Annotated in this window: 11 protein-coding genes; 5 read left to right on the top strand and 6 right to left on the bottom strand. The window is 68.3% G+C overall.

The genetic code is table 11. From position 1 onward, the window contains the following. Positions 1-110: 110 nt before the first annotated feature. Both AB2385_RS12845 and AB2385_RS12840 read right to left on the bottom strand, forming a co-directional pair. Positions 111-788, bottom strand: coding sequence for a hypothetical protein (locus AB2385_RS12845; RefSeq protein WP_367655413.1), 678 nt, complete (start codon positions 786-788; stop codon positions 111-113). Beyond that, a complete protein-coding gene (locus AB2385_RS12840; protein WP_367655412.1) occupies positions 788-1,522 on the bottom strand; it encodes a hypothetical protein in 735 nt (244 codons plus the stop codon). The genes AB2385_RS12845 and AB2385_RS12840 overlap by 1 nt, the downstream gene beginning before the upstream one ends. A gap of 267 nt (positions 1,523-1,789) precedes the next feature. Here AB2385_RS12840 and AB2385_RS12835 point away from each other — a divergent pair, with 267 nt between their 5' ends. The 3 genes from AB2385_RS12835 (at position 1,790) to cyoE (ending at position 5,804) form a co-directional block, all read left to right on the top strand. After that, on the top strand, positions 1,790-2,566 hold the full coding sequence (locus tag AB2385_RS12835; protein WP_367655411.1) for a Crp/Fnr family transcriptional regulator: 777 nt from the start codon (positions 1,790-1,792) through the stop codon (positions 2,564-2,566). Between the two features lie 75 nt (positions 2,567-2,641). Then, entirely contained in the window at positions 2,642-4,927 is a 2,286-nt protein-coding gene (locus tag AB2385_RS12830; protein ID WP_367655410.1) for an SUMF1/EgtB/PvdO family nonheme iron enzyme, read from the top strand. 31 nt (positions 4,928-4,958) lie between these two features. Then, positions 4,959-5,804 carry a heme o synthase gene (gene cyoE, locus AB2385_RS12825; RefSeq protein ID WP_367655409.1) on the top strand — a complete coding sequence of 282 codons (846 nt, stop codon included), beginning with the start codon at positions 4,959-4,961 and terminating at the stop codon, positions 5,802-5,804. A 34-nt stretch (positions 5,805-5,838) separates the two neighbouring features. Here the strand turns inward: cyoE and AB2385_RS12820 are convergent, their stop codons facing one another. Beyond that, a complete protein-coding gene (locus AB2385_RS12820; protein WP_367655408.1) occupies positions 5,839-6,399 on the bottom strand; it encodes a hypothetical protein in 561 nt (186 codons plus the stop codon). Positions 6,400-6,522: 123 nt separating this feature from the next. Between AB2385_RS12820 and AB2385_RS12815 the strand changes: the two genes are divergently transcribed. Continuing rightward, the gene (locus tag AB2385_RS12815; RefSeq protein ID WP_367655407.1) at positions 6,523-9,933 is read left to right on the top strand and encodes a DNA methyltransferase; all 3,411 of its coding nucleotides are present in this window, start codon (positions 6,523-6,525) and stop codon (positions 9,931-9,933) included. After that, the gene (locus AB2385_RS12810) at positions 9,933-12,506 is read left to right on the top strand and encodes a DEAD/DEAH box helicase family protein (RefSeq protein ID WP_367655406.1); all 2,574 of its coding nucleotides are present in this window, start codon (positions 9,933-9,935) and stop codon (positions 12,504-12,506) included. Before AB2385_RS12815 ends, AB2385_RS12810 begins: the two co-directional genes overlap by 1 nt. 97 nt (positions 12,507-12,603) lie before the next feature. Here AB2385_RS12810 and AB2385_RS12805 read toward each other — a convergent pair whose 3' ends face one another. The 3 genes from AB2385_RS12805 to AB2385_RS12795 all read right to left on the bottom strand — a co-directional run bounded on the left by AB2385_RS12805 (position 12,604) and on the right by AB2385_RS12795 (position 16,906). Then, the gene (locus AB2385_RS12805) at positions 12,604-13,818 is read right to left on the bottom strand and encodes a hypothetical protein (protein WP_367655405.1); all 1,215 of its coding nucleotides are present in this window, start codon (positions 13,816-13,818) and stop codon (positions 12,604-12,606) included. Positions 13,819-14,136: 318 nt separating this feature from the next. Next, positions 14,137-15,558, bottom strand: coding sequence for a stalk domain-containing protein (locus tag AB2385_RS12800; RefSeq protein WP_367655404.1), 1,422 nt, complete (start codon positions 15,556-15,558; stop codon positions 14,137-14,139). A gap of 226 nt (positions 15,559-15,784) precedes the next feature. Next, on the bottom strand, positions 15,785-16,906 hold the full coding sequence (locus tag AB2385_RS12795; protein ID WP_367655403.1) for a hypothetical protein: 1,122 nt from the start codon (positions 16,904-16,906) through the stop codon (positions 15,785-15,787). Between the last annotated feature and the right edge of the window lie 452 nt (positions 16,907-17,358).

Below are 17,358 nucleotides of genomic sequence, written 5' to 3'. Positions count from 1 at the left end.
CTACCTGACCCGGGTCGGACTTTCACCGACTAGCTGACGCCCATGCCGGGCGTACACGAAAGGGGCCGCCCCGTCCGCCGGGGCGGCCTCTTTCCCAGTGAACCTCCACCTCAAGCCTCTTGCTCTGCCGCGGCGGGCCGGTCGGCTGCCAGCCACCCGGGCACCAGCACAAAGCTAAGCAGGTGGCCGAAGTACCCTGCCGCCAGGAGGGTGTTGATCAGCGAGGCGGCGTTGTCGCCCAGCAAGATCGTCTCGTTGGTGGTGCCCACCATGTAGTAGAAAGCCGCGTACAGCAGGATGGTACCCAGAGGCATCCAGAGGGCGTGCACCCCGTACCCTTTCCGGGTCATCAGCCAGACGGGGACGCCCAGCAGCACGATGCCGCTCGGGATGAGGGTCGCCCACATCAGCGGCATCTGCCACACCGAGGCCGTGACGTCACCGTAATGGGCAGCCAGGGCGTAGCCGAGAATGCCCACCATGCTGTAGGCCGCAAAGTACGGGGTGATACGCCGCGCTTCGTCGATGAGCGCCAGGAAGCCCATGGCGTAGAGCACCCCCATGAGCAGCGCCATGGCGCCGACGAAGGGGTCAAGGGCCAGCTCCGCCTTGCGGCCCACCAGGAAGACGACCACCAGCGACACCATCGAGCCGGCCAGGAAGGCCCCATGGTGCAGCTTGATGTACCGGCCGCAGGCGTGGTGCAGCACCCAGAGGAAGAGCAGGAACCCGAAGGCCATGGCCATGGAGTCCATGTACTGCAGGAAACCGCCGCCGCTGCTGCCCATTAGCGGTTCCCTCCTTCCGCCGTCGCCGGGTCAGGCCGCCTGAGGGCGATGCGGGTGCGCACCCAGTTCAGCAGAACCTCGTCCACCGGCCGGCCCAGCTTCACCGAGATGAGCAGGCCCGCGCCGATCAGCATGAGCGTGCCGCCAAGGGCGAGCAGCGGCTTCGCCATGATCATGGCGTAGTTGACGCCGTCGATCACGTGGCTCGACCCGACGCCCCACGGAGAGAGGGCCGTGAACAGGCCGGCCACCATGAAGGCTACGCCGCCAGGGGTGCTGTAGGAGCCGGTCTTGCCCAGGGGCCGCTTCCAGTCCACCCGCTTGCGCAAGGCGGGAACCTGCGTGACGAGCATGTACAAGAAGGTCACGATGGTGATGTAGAACCGGACGTTGGTGGGCGCCGTGCCGCCGCGGATCATGAGCGAATACCGCATGCGGATGTAGGTGATCACGAGGCTCACGGCCATCAGCGCGATGGCGGTCCACACCGCCCAGGGCTCGCCGCGGAACATGGCATAAGTCAGGATGACGAACACGAAACCGAGGATCAGGACGGCGATCGTGATGGGCTGGTAGATGTGCTGGTACGGGATGTAGGGCACGGCCGGCCGGTAGTCGGGTCCGCCGAAAGAGACGCAGACCGCACCGATGCCCCCGATGATGTGGAACACGGTGGTCAGGGTCATCAACAAGACGGCAGCTCCGCGCACCAGGGGGGTTGGGTCTTTGGTCATGATCAGTCCTCCTTGTCGCGCCGTTGTCGTGACCCGGTAGTTCCAGGTCAGTTCACACGTATCAGAGTGCGACAGGCAAATCATTGACCTGAATCACGAATGCCTCGAATATAGATACTTTGTTATCTGATCAGGCCAGCATAGACGCACCATGGCTCTTCGGTCTAGTAGAGGTGCGGGCCGCGAAATGCCCGGAAAGGGTGATTCCGGCGGATGGCCCCGCGGAAGGGGTGTCGTGGCATAGTAGTAGGTAAGGGAGGTGGTCGGATGACCATGTCTCAGGGAAAGCGCCCGGCCCTGCTGCCCGAGGAGAAGCCGTCTGTGTCAGCGGCGCCGGACCGCTGCGCCGACTGCCCCGTGCGGGACCGGGGAGCGCCTTACTGCTGGCGCGACCTGCGCGAGCACCTGCTCCTCCTCCGCCCCCACGCCACCCGCCGCGAGTTGGGACGGGGCGAGCTGCTCTTCAGCCAGGAGGACCCCGTCGTCGGCTGGTGGCTGGTCACCCGGGGTTACGTGCACGAGTTCATCGTGGACGCCGCCGGGCGCGAGCAGATCATCCGCATGGCGCCGCCGGGTTCTCCCGTGGGGCTGGCCGGACTGCGCATGGCCCCCTCCTACTGCCTCAGCGCCCGGGCCGGACGGCAGGGGGCGGAGGTCTACTTTGTCGACCGAGACACCACCTGGCAGATGATCCGGTCGAACCCGGACCTGGCCTGCGCCCTGCTCGTGGGCTTTGCCGAGGAACTTCGGCTCAGCTACATGCGGCTGCAGCAGATTTCCACGCTGCCCGCCCGGGCCGTCGTTGCGTTCACCCTGCTCAACACCACCGAGTGCAACGAGGGCCGGTCGGCCGTCTCGCTCACCCGCGGGGAGATCGCCTCGATGTGCGGTCTGGCGGTGGAGACCGTGGTGCGGGTGCTGGGCGAGTTCAAGGCCCAGGGGCTGATCGAGGACAGCGGCTACGGGCACATCGAACTCCTCGACCCCTGCCGGCTGCACCGCATCTCCCTGGCCCTGGAGGAGGAAGCAACCCAGCCGGTTTGATTGACTCACATCAATGTTCCGGCGCGTCCCGGGTGGTATGGTGTAGGTGATAGGGAACCACAGGAGGAAGGCACCATGCACAGTCGCTGGCACTACCTGTTCCGTTCCACCCGCGGCCTGTGCCTGCTCGCCATCGGCCTCACCGCCCTGGTCACCGCCATCTGGATGACGCTCTCCGGCCCCATGGCCGAGTGGGGCGTGAAGGACGTGGTGGTGGACCTTCTGGGCATGAAGCTGGAGCCGGTGGAGCGGGAGGGCCGGATCATCACCCTGTACCATTCCATCGCCTTCGCCGTGGTCGCCGTCCTCGTCTACCTCATCACCAACTGCGTGCCCATGCGGCCTGACCAGCAGGCCAATATCAACACCGTCACGACGGTGGGCTACCTGCTGGCCATGTTCAGCGGACTCATCTTCGGCTACTTCGGCCACAACTGGGTCTTCCACGGGCTCTTCCTGGTGGGACAGGCCCTGCTGTTCTACGCCGGGGTTCTGCTGACGGTGGCCCTCTGGCCCTTCGGGAGGCGGGGCGGCGTCGACCTGGAGCGGGCCGCCTTCTTCACCATGGCGCTCTGCACCCTGATCTCGGCCCTGTTCGGGGCGATCCCCGGGGCCTTCTTCGGCAACGGGTTCGTCTCGTTCCTGGCCGAAGACGTGGTGCGCGACCCGGTGAAGACCGGGCTGCAGCGGTCCGTCATCGGCCACCTGCACATCATGCTCACGCTCATCGCCGTCGCCACCGCCCTGCTCATCGGCCGGTGGCTGAACTTCAAGGGCACCCTCCACAAGCTGGCCATGCCGCTCATGATCTTCGGCACAATCGTGACCAGCGTGGGCGCCTGGTCGGTGGTCTTCACGGAGGAAGCCCACACCATCATCTACGTGGGCTCCACCTTCATCCTGCTGGCGGCGCTCTTCCTCGTCATCTACGGCTTCGGCCGCATCACCCGCGACCGGCTGGCCGAGCAGGGAATCGACCGGCCCACCTTCGGCCAGAAGCTGCGGGCGCTGCTGCACGACCCGTTGCGCTTCGGGGCGCTCTGGCAGATGGTCTACATGAACTTCTGCGTCACCTTCGTGGGCATCTTCATGGCGGTGAAGCTGGACGAGCTCATCCGCGTGCTGCCCCACCGGGAGGAGCGCATCACCCTCACCGGCCACTGGCACGTGCTGTCGGCGCTCACGGCCACCATCATCCTCTTCTACTTCGCCGACCTGATCGGGCTGAAGGGGAAGGCGCGGCAGTGGTTCGGCTGGCTCACCCTCGTCGGCTCCGACGTGGCCTTCGCCGGCGCCACGATCTTCAGCCTGAAGCGGCTCTTCGTCAGCGAGTACCACCAGCAGCCGGTGGTGAACGGAACCATGCTCGCCATCGACTTCGGCCTTGGCCTCATGCTGGTGATTCTGGCGATCTTCCTGGTCTGGCTGCTGGTCGACCTCTTCCGGCCCGGCGGGCGCTGGCGCCAGACGACCACGGCCCTCACTGCGCTCCTCGTCCTCTCCACCCTTCTCAGCGGCTGCGGGTCCGCGCCCGCTGCACCGTCCGGCCTCGCCCTGGCGACCGGAGCCGGGGCCGATCCCGAAACGTGGGTCACGGTTCCCGCCGGGACCTTCCCCATGGGCCGGGACGGGGTGGAAACGATGGTAGACGAGTTCGAGATCATGGTCACGCCCGTCACCAACGCCCAGTTTGCGGACTTCCTGGAGGAGGCCCTCGCCGCCGGCACGCTGCGGCGTGAGGGCGACCTGATCCTCGTCTCCTATGCCGGCGACACCTACCACGGGGGCAAGCACGAGAAGGAGTACCCGCCGGGCGACTACCCGGTGTACGTCCTGGGTGATCCGGCGGACCGCATCGTGGCGGACGGCGACGGCTTCGCCGTGGTGGAGGGCTACGAGAACCACCCCGCCACCATGGTGACCTGGTTCGGCGCGGCGGCGTACTGCGCGGCCGTCGGCGGACGGCTGCCGACCGAGGCCGAATGGGAGAAGGCGGCCAAGGGGACGGAGCAGCGCGCCTACCCGTGGGGCGACGAGATCACGCCGCAGCACGCCAACTACTACCACAGCGGCGACCCCTTCGAGACGGCCGAAGGGTACAGCGACACCACGCCGGTGGGCTTCTACAACGGCAGCCGCTACGGCGACTTCCAGACGGTGAACGCCGTAAGCCCCTACGGCCTCTACGACATGGCCGGCAACGTCTCGGAGTGGACGGCCGACATCTACGAGGGCATCCACTACCGCTACCTCCGGGGCGGCAGCAAGTCGAGCTACGCCTACGACCTGCGCACCTGGAGCCGGAACAGCGTGGAGCCTGAGCACACCAGCCCCAGCATCGGCTTCCGCTGCGTGCGGTGACCCAAAACCAACCCCGGAGGTGGCAGCCACGATGCAGCACCTGCGCGATCTCTGGTCGCTGATCAAACCACGACAGACCGCGCTCCTGCTCTTCACGGGCATCGCCGGCTACGCCAGCGTGGCTGACCCCGCCGCGCGCGGCGGCGGCTGGCTGCCGCTGGTGGGAGGGCTCTTCCTCGCCATCAGCGGATCGACTGTTCTCAACATGGTCTACGACCGGGACATCGACCGGCAGATGGCCCGGACCCAAAACCGCCCGCTGGCCGCGGGCCGCCTGTCACCAGGCCCCGCCGCCGTACTGGGGGTGGCCCTGAGCCTCGGCGGCCTCGCCTGGGCCTTCGCCACCGCCCTCCCCTTCGGGCTGGTCGTCCTGGCCGGCTGGGCGCTGGACGCCCTGGTCTACACCGTCTGGCTCAAGCGGCGCACCCCGTGGTCGGTGGTCTGGGGAGGCCTCTCCGGCGGCATGCCCGCCCTCGCGGGGCGGGCGCTCGCCCTGGGACGGGTCGACCTGGTCGGGGTCCTGCTCGCCCTGGCGGTTCTCTTCTGGATCCCCACGCACATCATGACCTTCAGCATCAAGTACGCCGAGGACTACGCCCGGGCGGGCGTGCCGGTCTTCCCGAACGTCTACGGCCCGGTGGTCACGCAGAAGGTGATCGGCGGATCGACCCTGCTGGCCGCCCTCACGATGCTGGCGGTGACCTGGCTGCTCTCGCTGCCCTTCGGCCTGCTGGGTGCGGCCGCCTGCCTGGGCGCCGTGCTGGTGGGCCTGGCGGCCAACGCCATGATCCGCCCGTCGGTGGCGATGAACTTCCGGCTCTTCAAGTTCGCCTCAGTCTACATGGTGGCCGCCATGGGACTGATCGTGCTGTACTAGGCCACACCGAGACCGCCCCGGTTACACAGCCGTGTCACCGGGGCGGTTGCGCGTCTACGTCGCCTCGGCCGCCGACTGGCCCGTCCTTCGTAGGTAGGCCTTGCCGCCACCTCGTCTTGCCGTCGTCCAGGTCCAGCACCCCACGGCTCCAGAGCAGCTCAATCTCCCGCTCAGCGAAATGCCCGGCGATGTCGGTGGGGCGGCGGGTCGCTGCGATCAGGTCCCGCCCCTGCCAATCAAGGGGTGCACCGGTGAACGCGTCAATGGCCGTGAGCGGCAGCCGGTTGTCGGAGGACCAGAGCAGCTGCGGCGGCTTCCGCTGGCCGTTGTCCCAGTTCCAGAGGCGAACCCAGGCGGGCCGGAGCCCGATGGCGTCCAGGTGGGCCTCCACGGCCTGGTCGACGCTGATCACGCCCTCCGCCGCCGGGAACTCCTCGTTCGACACATCCTCCGAGTACGTGTAGTAGTAACTGACCTGGCCGGTGCGGGCGCTCACTTCGACGTACATCTGCCGCCCCTCCACCGGCAGCCCGTTGTGCAGTTCCACGAAGCGGAAGTTGTAACTGTAGACCCGTTTCAGATCGATCTCATCCATGACCTCCGGCACGTACAGGATGCGGCCTGCCAGGTCGGGCCGGTTCTGCTTTTCATGGCGGTGCGGCGTGGTAGACTGGAGTCAGGTTGGATGGGGCCGACAACGCCACCGGAGGAGTAGGGCATGGAAGAGAAGTACGATCGGCTGAAAGCGCTCCTCCTGGAGCTCTTTCAACTCAACCAACCCGACCTGGACTTCGGAATCTACCGCATCCTGCGCGCCCGGGCGGACGAGATCAGAGACTTCCTGGAGCGGCGCCTGCCGCCCCTGGTCCGGGAGGCGCTCAGCCAGTCTTGCGTTGCAGGCCGGGCGGAACCCCGGCAGCAAGGGGTCGAGGCGGCCCGGGCGACAGCACCGGCGGCAGACCACGCGGGTCATCCGACGAACCTGCGGAGCAGCATCCCCGACCGGGCTGCGCTGGAGGCGGAAGTCTACGACCAGCTCTACCGCTTCTTCAGCCGCTACTACTCTGAGGGAGACTTCCTCCCACGGCGCGTCTACAGGGAGGGCGTCTACGCCCTGCCCTACGAGGGCGAGGAGGTCCGGCTGCACTGGGTAAACAGCGACCAGCACTACATCAAGACCGGCGAGTACCTGCGGGATTACGCCTTCCGGCTCCGCCCCGACGACGAGGCCCATCCCATGCGGGTGCACTTCACCCTGGTGAATGCCGCCGAGGGCGAGCACGGGAACGTGAAGGCGGCGGAGGACCGGGCCTTCGTGCTGGCGGCCCGGGACTTCATCGCCGAGGAGGACGGGGAGCTGGTCATCCGGTTCGAGTACCGGCCGGCCACCACCGCCGACTGGCCGGCGGGAGAGGGGCGGCCGAAGCCCCCGTCGCAGAAGGAACTGATCGCCATCGCCGTGGCGCGGGTGCTGGGCGTGGAAGACCCGGCCCTGTCCCCCTGGATTCAGGAGCTGGGCCGGGAACACGTCCTGGCCGATGGGCGGCCGGCCGGCTACACGCGGCTGGAGGCGCACCTCCGGCGCTACACGGCACGCAACACCTTCGACTACTTCATCCACAAGGACCTGGGCGGCTTCCTCCGGCGGGAGCTGGACTTCTACCTCAAGAACGAGGTCCTGCAGGTGGACAACCTCGTGGACGGGGCGGCCCCCCTTGTGGAGCAGCACCTCGGGAAGATCAAGGTCATCCGCCAGATCGCCTTGAAGATCATTGACTTCCTCGCCCAGATCGAAGACTTCCAGAAGAAACTGTGGCGGAAGAAGAAGTTCGTGGTGGACACGCAGTACTGCGTCACGCTGGCCGCCATCCTCGCTCTTGGTGATGAGGACATCCGCTCGCGCCTCCTGGCCGAGATCGCCGCCAACGCAGAACAGTGGGCCGAGTGGCACCGCCTCGGGTTCCTGTGGGAGCCGCGGACGGAGCACGGGCCTGACCGGCAGCCGGGACGACGAGCAGGCGAGAGGTCCGGCGTGCAATGGGGAGACCAGACCGATGACGGCCCCGGCGAGCAGTTGGGGCACCGGACCGGCGACGTCGGCGGCGGGCCATCGGGGCAACCGGCGGACGTCGTAGCAGGCGTCGCACCCGGCGAGCCCCCAGGCCACCCCTCCGCCAGGGACCGCGCGCTCGAGTTCCTCCTGGCGCACCCCTCCCTCCCCGTGGACACCCGCCACTTCAGCGAGGAATTCAAGGGCCGGCTGCTGGAGGCCCTCGGGGACCTGGATGAGCTCACCGACGCCATCCTCATCCAGGCGGACAACTACCACGCCCTCGACCTTCTGCAGACCCGCTTTCGGCAGCAGATCGGCTTCGTGTACATCGACCCGCCGTACAACACTGGCAACGACGGGTTCGCCTACAAGGACCGCTACCGCCACTCCACCTGGCTCACCATGATGGCCGACCGCCTGGCCCTGGCCAGGGAGCTGCTGGCCCCCGACGGCACCCTCTTCATCAGCATCGACGACAACGAGGTGGAGCGGCTGAAGTGTCTGGGGGAGATGCTCTTCGGCCCCGAAGGGTACCTGAACACCTTCGTCTGGGTGAACAACCTCAAGGGGCGCCAGATCGCCGGCCGGGGCGCCGCCGGGACCCACGAGTACGTCCTGGCGTTCGGCGGGCCGGACGCCGGCGTCTTCACCGCGCCCGTCGGGCGGCTCAAGGAGCTGATGCCCAGCGCGTACAGGGGCCTCGACTACGACACGAAGTGCGACACGCTCGGCCCCTACGTGACCAAGAACGAGCTCCACAACACCAACTCGAAGTTCAATGAAGAGACCCGGCCGAACCTGGTCTTCAACATCCACTACAACTTCGAAACCGGCGAGGTCCGCTTCTCGGCGGTCGACGAGGACGTCGACTACCCCGGCTTCGTGAAGATCCCCCCGCGGCGCAACAACGACGGGCGACACCGCTACCACGCCTGGCGCTGGAGCAAGGAGAAGATCGCCCGGGACATCGCCGAACTCGAGTTCGTGCAGACCGCCGAGGGCGTGCGGATCTACACGAAGGTCCGACACTTCGCCGCCACCGTGCTGAAGGACGTGATCACCGACATCACCACCGCCGCGGGCAGCCGGGATCTGGCCCAGCTGTTCGGCTCCGCCGGGGGCATCGACTATCCGAAGCCGGTGGCGCTCGTCGAGGTGTTCGTCGCCCAGTCCCGGTCGGACGCGTGGGTGCTGGACTTCTTCGCCGGCTCCGGCACCACCGGGCAGGCGGTCATCCGCCTGAACCGGGCCGAGGACGCCCGGCGGCGGTTCATCCTGGTGGAGGCAGGCCAGTGCTTCGACGCGCTGCTGGTGCCCCGCATCAAGAAGGCGGTCTTCGCGCCGGACTGGCGGGACGGACGGCCCGTCCGCCTGCCCACCCCCGAGGAGGTCCGGCGGGGGCCACGGGTCGTGAAGGTGATGCGCCTGGAGTCCTACGAGGACGCCCTGAACAACCTGGAACTCCGCCGCACCCCGACGCAGGAGGAGCTGCTCGCGCGGCTCGCCCGGGAGAACCCCGCCGTGCGGGACGAGTACCTGCTCCGCTACATGCTGGACGTGGAAAGCCGTGCGTCCCTGCTGGGCGTCGAGGCCTTCGCCGATCCCACCGCCTACCGCCTGAAGGTGAGGCGACCGGGCTGCGAAGAGACCCGGGCGGTACCCGTCGACCTGATGGAGACCTTCAACTGGCTCCTCGGCCTCTCGGTCACGCGCATGTGCGCCCCCGAACGCTTCCGGGCCGCGTTCCGCCGTGAGGCCGACGGGCGGCTCGTCCTGGACGGCGACATCCTGCCGGACCCCCAGGGCCCCTGGTGGTTCCGGTCCGTGGAGGGCGTCACCCCCGACGGGCGGCGCGCCCTGATGATCTGGCGGCGGCTGACGGGCGATCCCGAGCGGGACGATCTGGTGCTGGGGCGGTGGTTGGACCGGCGGCGGCAGAGCCCCGGGTGGGACCTCGTCTACGTAAACGGCAGCCACACCCTCGGCAGCCTGCCGGGAGCCGGGACCGCTTCTGCGGTACGCCTCATCGAGGAGGAGTTCCACCGCCTCATGTTCGCCGAAACGGAGGGCGTCTGATGGCCGTCGAGACGGGAGCATCACGCGCACACACGCACAAGGTGACCGCCGGGGCGCCTGCGCGCCGCCCGGGCCAGCCGCGGGCCCCCGAGGCCGGGCAGGTCCCCTTTGCGCAGAAGCTCATCCTGTACCAGTGGCTCCTCTCCCTCTTCGGCGTGCAGAGGTTCGACGAGCTGGCTCTCCCCCTGCGCAGCCCCGACCTGGAGGGGCAGGACGAGAGCAACGTCCACCACTTCCACCATGTGCTCACCGGCCGGTTTCCGCACCGGCCCGACTTGCCCGACGACCTGCTCCTCCAATACGACCAGAACATCGCCCGGCACACCGCCCGGCTGAACGAGGCCCGCCTGCGCCGGGGGCTGGCGCCGGTCCGGTGGAAGTACTTCCAGTACCTCGCCCTGCTCTTCACCGAGATCTACCTGGACCGCTACTTCACCGATCCCGGGGGGCTGCGCTCCGCCCTCAACCGGCAGATCGCCGCCTACAACGAGGGCAGGGCGCCGGCCGACCGGCTGCCCCCCTTCGACGAGGCAGCGGAGCCCGGGCCACAGCTGAACAAGCTTGCGTTCTGGATGGCCACGGGCAGCGGCAAGACGCTGCTCATGCACATGAACATCCTGCAGTACTGGCACTACCTGCAGCGCCACGGGCGCCGGCACGAACTGAGCCGCGTCATCCTGCTCACGCCCAACGAAGGGCTGAGCCGGCAGCACCTGCGGGAGTTTGCGGCCTCCGGCATCGCCGCCGAGTTGGTGGACCCGGACCGGGTCACCCTCTTCCGGCGAGCCCCGGTGCAGGTCCTCGACATCCACAAGCTCAGGGAGGAGCCGGGCGAGAAGACCATCGCCGTGGATGCGTTCGAGGGCCACAACCTGGTGCTGGTGGACGAGGGGCACCGCGGCGCGAGCAGCGGCGACCAGGGAGCCTGGATGCAGTACCGGAACCGCCTCTGCGAGCAGGGCTTCTCCTTCGAGTACTCGGCCACGTTCGGACAGGCCGTGAAGGACAGCCGGCCGCTCACCGAGCTCTATGCCCGGAGCATCCTCTTCGACTACTCCTACCGCCACTTCTACGCGGACGGCTTCGGCAAGGAGTACCTGATCTTCAACCTCGACTCGGCCACGGAGCGGACGCAGCTGGACCTCTACCTCACGGCCGGGCTGCTGGACTTCTTTCAGAAGCTGCGGCTCTTCCGGGACCGGAGGGCGGAGTTCAGTCCCTTCCACATCGAAAATCCCCTCTGGGTGTACGTGGGCAGCAGCGTGACCCGGGGGCTCTCCACGCGGGAGGCCACGGATATCGTGGAGATCCTCCTCTTCCTGGAGCGGTACCTGACGGACGCCCGCGGCAGCGCCGCACGGATCCGCCGCCTGCTGGAAGAGGGCCTGGTGGCGGCGGATGGACGCAACCTGTGCAAGGGCCGGTTCGGCTACCTGGATGAGACGGGCCTCTCGCCGGAGGCGCTCTACGGGGAGACGCTCGCCCTGCTCTTCCACGCCCCCGGCAGCGGAGCGCTGCGGCTGGAGAACCTGCGGAGCGCCGCCGGGGAGATCGCCCTGCGGGTGGGCGAGAACCCGCCGTTCGGCCTGATCCACGTGGGCGACCCGGCCAGGCTGTGCCGGCTCTGTGCGGAACACGGCCTGGACGTGTCCGAGGCCCTCTTCACCGGCTCGCTCTTCCACGCCATCAACACGCCGGACTCCAGCATCCACGTGCTCATCGGGGCCCGGAAGTTCACCGAGGGCTGGAACAGCTGGCGGGTGAGCACCATGGGGCTGCTGAACGTGGGCCGTTCAGAGGGGGCGCAGGTCATCCAGCTCTTCGGCCGGGGCGTGCGCCTCCGGGGTTACGGCGACTCCCTGAAGCGCAGCGCCCACGCCCCGCTTCCCGAGGGGGTCGCCGTTCCCCGGCACCTCGACATCCTGGAGACGCTCAGCATCTTCGGCATCCGCGCCGACTACATGGCGCAGTTCCGGGAGTTCCTGGCCGAGGAAGGGCTCGACAGAGGCGAGGGCGGCCTCCGGCCCGATCGGCCGGAACCGCCGCCCGCGGGCTCCGTGGCGATGGGGCTGGCGGCGCGGGCCGACGCCTTCCGGCGGTTCGGCCCCAGGCTCGTGCTCGCCGGCCCCGGGGACGCCCCGAACCGGTTCCGGGAGCAGCTCCGGCAGCGCCCTGTGGAGTTCAACCTCTACCCGCAGATCCGGGCCATGAAGTCGCGCGGGCTCGCCGGCGGCGAGGCGGAAGAAAGGCCCCACGTCGCCCACCTGGGCCCGGAGCACCTGGCGTTCCTGAGCCGCGACCGGCTCTACTTCGAGCTGGAGCGCTACAAGGCCGAGCGTGGCTACCAGAACCTCATGGTGGCCCCCCCGGCGATCCAGGCCGTGCTGGACGACCCCTCCTGGTACCGGCTGCTCATCCCCGCGGAGGAGCTGGAATTCCACAACTTCGGCAACGTGCGGCTCTGGGAAGAGATCGCCCTGTGCCTCCTGAAGACGTACATGGACCGGTTCTACGCCTTCCACCGTACGGTTTGGGAGAGCGCGGCGCCGGACGGCACCGCCCGCAACCTCTGACAGGGCCAGGCGCGCGCCGGGCCACCCCGCCGGCCCCCGGGACTCGGAAAACTGAAACCCCGCCGGCAACTCAGCCGGCGGGTGAGGGGAACGAGGATCAGTCCCGCAAGTAGCGGCTCATCTCCCGCAGCATGCGGTGAAGGGCGAGCAGGCTTTCCGGACTCATCTTGAACACGTCTGCCTCTGTGAGCGGCCCAGCCGAGCCCACCGAAGCCAGGCAGTGCATCTCCCACAGCACGCGCACGTCAGGCGCCAGCAGGTCCACGTAGCGGGGGTCGAAGGGCTGCACCGCCAGGGCCTTCACCACCTGCCGGCTGCGGTTTCCCACCGCGGACACCGGAACGCCGCACTGGTCCGCCACTTCCGCCTGGGTGACCGTGCCATCGCCCAGGACGAACCGCCGGAAGGCGTAGATCACGCCGGCCGCCCAGCTTTCCGGCCGGGCCTGCTTCGGCCTGAGGGCCAGCGCTGCGTCCCACCAGAGCCGTTCCGCTCCGGCCGCCGGTTCCTCCGGGATGCGCGCATACTGCTGCACGTAGGTGCGGACCCAGTAGGCGGCCTGCTCCCACCACTCGGGGGCCCCCTCGACCCACCGGCCGTCCCACAGGACCGCCGGGCCCGGGGGCGCCTGAATGCGCAGGGCTTCCTCGCCGTTCGCCAGGAACAGGAGATACCAGATGATGCGCGGCCACGAGGTTCGATACAACTCGTCCCAGGTCGCGCCGGGCCGCTGCCGGCGGAGCAGGTCCATCTCCACCGTGAGGACGTGCCGGAACCCGTCCGTCCAATCCCCGTCGAGCACCACCGCGTGGATGCCGAGATGATAGACCGGCCGCGTGGGCAGGAGCCAGCTCATCACCAGGTTCCCCGGCCGGACCGTGGCGCCCAGCGTCCGGGCCACCAAGGACGCATCGTCGGGAAGGCGGGTGAGCCTCGCCTCCCGGCCGGAGACCGCGTCCACCCGGAAGAAGCCCGGGACGGCCCCGTCGTTCCAGTCGATGAGGGTGTCCCGCTCGTCCGGGGAGAGCCGCGCCTCGTTCAAGGCAAAACGCTGCGCCAGGGTATCGCCCGCGTGGGTAACGAACTCGAAGGCCAGCCAGTCCGTCGCGAGCTCCTGAACCTCGGGCTCCAGTTCGTCGAAGAGTTCGATGGGAAAGCAGCGCGTCAGGCCCCACGCCACGTCTTCGGCGACCGTATCTTCCTGCAGATACTCCCGCAGCTTCGGGCCCAGCGTGTGAGCCAGATGGTCTGCGCGCGCCGCGGCCAGGGAGAGCACCTTGCGGGGGAGCGAATCGGGTTGGTCTCTGCGCATGCGCCGGAGCCTCCTGGTGAAGAGCATGGTGTTACAGTTCAACACGTGAGCGGCCTGACCTGCAGGGCGGACACATTCCACGGGAACACTCCGGAGCCGCCCTCCTCGTGCGACGGCCGTTGCCGCCCGCGCACGGCTGCCTCCTCAGCCCATCCCCGGGGCGCACCGCAGGTCCCCTCGCCCCGGCGCGTAGTCTCTGTTCGCAGTGAATGTCGACGGGTCCGCTGGGCCGTAGCTTCGTCAGGGCGAAAACCAATGCGAGGGGGCCGTCCCGAGCAGATCAGGCTGCTCCGGACGGCCCCACCTGCGTAAAGCAGGCTACTCGTTGCCCTCGGACTCCTCGCCGGACTCCTTCTCGCCGGCACCGTCGCCGGACTGACCACCCTCGGAGGCGTCGCCCGACTCACCGGACTCGCCGTCCTCGGAGGCGTCACCCGACTCGCCGGACTCACCGCCCTCGGAGGCGTCGCCCGACTCGCCGGACTCGCTGCCCTCGGTACCCTCACCGGCCTCGCTGCCGTCGCCGACCTCGCTACCCTCGGCCGCGTCGCCGGCCTCGGTGCCCTCAGAGGCACCCTCGCCAGCCTCGCTGCCCTCAGAAGCCTCGCCGCCCTCGGCGGATGCGACGACCTCAGCCGGCCACGGGACCGGCTGGTCCCACGGCTCGAAGAACAGGGTGCCCTTCACGGTCATCTTGGCCGGCACCGCGAGCTCGGTGCTCACCTCCATGAGAAGGTCAGCATGGTGAATGCTGTTGTCGGCGTTGAACCAGTACACGATCTCGATGCGGCCGTTGGCCTGCTCCTCGGACTCGCCCGTCACCTCGACCGGCAGCAGCGTGGCCATCCCGACCACGTCCGCGCTCACCGTCAGCACCTTCATCTCGGTGTCCTCGTAGGCCTGCTGCGAGAGCGTGAACTGGGCGCCCACCAGCTTCAGGAGATCCCTGTACGACAGGCGGACCAGGGTGCCCGGATCGTCGAAGAGGTCATTCGGGATGAACTTCTCGCCCAACGGGCTGGCGACCCACTCACCGGTCGGAGTCTGCGTCCAGACCTGCCCCTTGTAGAAGGCCACGGCGATCTTCTGATCAGCTTCGAGCGTCTTGAACGTGGTGTAGAGGAGCGCCTCGTCAGGTCCGCTCCGGTATCCCTCCACGCTCACGGTATAGTCCACGCTCTTGTCCTGAGCCTCAACCGTCACCGCGAACTCGCCGGTGACCCGCTGCGGAGCGGCCTGCTCCGCCTGCTCCAGCAGCGCGGCAATCTCCGGATCGATCGCCGGCTCCTCCGCCGGAGCGGACTCCTCGGACTCGGCTGCCGGCGCCGACGCGACCGATACCGTCTTGGTCTCCTGGTCCCAATCGACGTTCAGACCGATCTGCTCGGCGACGAAGCGGACCGGAACCAGCATGCGGTCAGAACGGATGGTCGCGGGCACGTCGAGGGTGATTACCTCGCCGTTCACCAGCGCCTCGGCCTTGTCAGCAGTCAGTGCGATCACCTTGTCACCCTTGGTGAGGGTGGCGGTCCGGGTGGCCTGATCCCACGCCACCTCGAAGCCCAGCGCCTCGGCCACCGCACGCACCGGAACCAGGACTCTGCCCGCCTCCAGCACGGGGGGCACGTCGGTCTGGACCTCCACGCCGTCCACGACCAGGCGGATCGAGGTCTCCGCCCCAGCCAGCGCGGGAACCAGCAGCATGGACAGCGTCAGCAGCCAAACCAGGAAACGACGCACTCGGTTCACAACTCCTTTCTCACTATGCTGAACACAGGGTATATTCGTCACAAATACGCTTGTCACCTTCATCGGAAGAGTCCTATCAATTCCCGACAAGGGCCGACGCTTCGCCTCGCAGTCGACAATCTCGTCCAGCCGTTCCCGCGGCGCCCCGGCGACTGGCTGCAAGCGACGAAGCCTCGCGCAGGCCGTGGCCGGCGAAGCTTCGATCACCGGAAGAGCCTCACGGGTTCGCAGCCTGCCCCTCCTGAACCCTTCGCTGCGCCAGGTAGAGGTCGAGTGCGGCCGTCTCCTCGAGCTGCAGCGCAAAGAGGTTTGTACAGGTCTCCACCGGCGCCGGCACCAGCTCGGCGAAGGTCTCCAGGGCCGCCCGGGAGCCCACGAAGTAGGTGGGCACCCGGGCCTTGTGCGCGAACGCGCTGTGCCCGTGCAAGAACACGCACTTGGCCAGGAGCGAAAGGGCCTCGGGAGCCATGGTCCGTCTCCGGAGCATCATGGCCAGCAGCTGCGCCGCACCTGAGACGTATTTGGCGCCGGTGTAGTGGTTGGCGTGGCAGTACCCCGGGGGTTCGGACCGCCAGCACTGGCGCATGATGGCCTGATACATGCGCACCTGCACCACGCGGAAACTGAGCCTGGCCCGCTGGTAGAACGAAAACGAGTTGTAGGCGTAGGCGTTTGCAAGGGCCTCCGCCAGCGGCTTGTGGGGGTGCGGACCCAGTTCCCTTTCGTAATGGTGGTTGCGGTAGTCCCAGTAGATCCTCCTGACCTCCCCCTGGGCGGACGAAAGCATCTCGATCGTCGTCGCCGCACACTCTTCGAGATGGTGGAAGAACTCGTGGTGAAAGACCTCAGACAGCGCAAACGCCAGCAGGCTGTCCGGCGAGAAGGCGAACACCCTGCCCTTCAGGAGGCCGGCCAGGTCGCGAACGTAGCCGAGGAGCCCGTCCACCCGGATGTAGATCCCCCACTCCTCCGCCGGCTCCAGGTGGAAGGGATGGTAGAAGGCGATCGCGTCGACGGGCGGGCGATTCAGGTCCAGGGCCGCCAGCGCCCCGGAGGGGTCCTGGTACTCGGACCAGACCTGCTCCCGGTATGGGTCGTAGACACCGCGTTGGGTTCGCTGCTGCTTGATGCGCCTGAGCTCGTCTGCACGGCGCTTCTGCGCCCGCACGGTCAGGACGGACCCGCGCCCCTCCTCCGCACGCTGACCTTCGCCCTCTTCCATCAGGTCGTGCCTGCGGAGCCAGGGGATACACGCCTCGGCCTCGACTCTCCCGCCCAGTGCGGCGATGGCGGCAAACGGCGAGCGTTCGTCTTCGAGATCGAAACGCAGCTGCTCCATGAGAAGCCCTCCTGCTCGCGTGGAGGAGCCGCCACCGAACCCCTGCGCCCCGACCGGAAGGGCGGCCCCTGCGGGCCGGCAGGGCGATGCGGTCTCCCGGTCGCCGAGTCCGGACCGAGCAGCCGCCCGGGCGGCTGCTCGGTCCCTGACGACCTCGCCACAGAGTTCACCATTTCCTCCCCAGAATCCTGTAAGTGGACAGGCACGCGATCATGGGAGGTAGGCCTCCGCCAGTCGCTGGGCCACCGCCTCGGGCGGGCAGGAACGCGATTATGGGAGGTAGGCCTCCGCCAATCGCTGGGCCACCGCCTCGGGCAGACAGGCACGCGAGCCTGGCAGGTGGGCGGTGCGACCCATCCGGCCCTGCGGCCCCGGCTGCCGCCGTGCGCACACACGGCACGGACTTTGGACGGGCACCGCCCCCGGGCGCAGCCGGGCGCACTGCCCGGGGG

It is taken from the genome of Symbiobacterium sp. (assembly GCF_040797425.1).
Taxonomy (GTDB): Bacteria; Bacillota; Sulfobacillia; order Symbiobacteriales; family Symbiobacteriaceae; genus Symbiobacterium.
This window is presented reverse-complemented; position numbering and strand designations above follow the sequence as displayed.

Excerpts from the sequence above, each read along its gene's own strand:
- AB2385_RS12845 (WP_367655413.1), bottom strand. The coding sequence starts at position 788 with ATGGGCAGCAGCGGCGGCGGTTTCCTGCAGTACATGGACTCCATGGCC.
- AB2385_RS12840 (WP_367655412.1), bottom strand. The coding sequence starts at position 1,522 with ATGACCAAAGACCCAACCCCCCTGGTGCGCGGAGCTGCCGTCTTGTTG.
- AB2385_RS12835 (WP_367655411.1), top strand. The coding sequence starts at position 1,790 with ATGACCATGTCTCAGGGAAAGCGCCCGGCCCTGCTGCCCGAGGAGAAG.
- AB2385_RS12830 (WP_367655410.1), top strand. The coding sequence starts at position 2,642 with ATGCACAGTCGCTGGCACTACCTGTTCCGTTCCACCCGCGGCCTGTGC.
- cyoE (WP_367655409.1), top strand. The coding sequence starts at position 4,959 with ATGCAGCACCTGCGCGATCTCTGGTCGCTGATCAAACCACGACAGACC.
- AB2385_RS12820 (WP_367655408.1), bottom strand. The coding sequence starts at position 6,399 with ATGGATGAGATCGATCTGAAACGGGTCTACAGTTACAACTTCCGCTTC.
- AB2385_RS12815 (WP_367655407.1), top strand. The coding sequence starts at position 6,523 with ATGGAAGAGAAGTACGATCGGCTGAAAGCGCTCCTCCTGGAGCTCTTT.
- AB2385_RS12810 (WP_367655406.1), top strand. The coding sequence starts at position 9,933 with ATGGCCGTCGAGACGGGAGCATCACGCGCACACACGCACAAGGTGACC.
- AB2385_RS12805 (WP_367655405.1), bottom strand. The coding sequence starts at position 13,818 with ATGCGCAGAGACCAACCCGATTCGCTCCCCCGCAAGGTGCTCTCCCTG.
- AB2385_RS12795 (WP_367655403.1), bottom strand. The coding sequence starts at position 16,906 with ATGGAGCAGCTGCGTTTCGATCTCGAAGACGAACGCTCGCCGTTTGCC.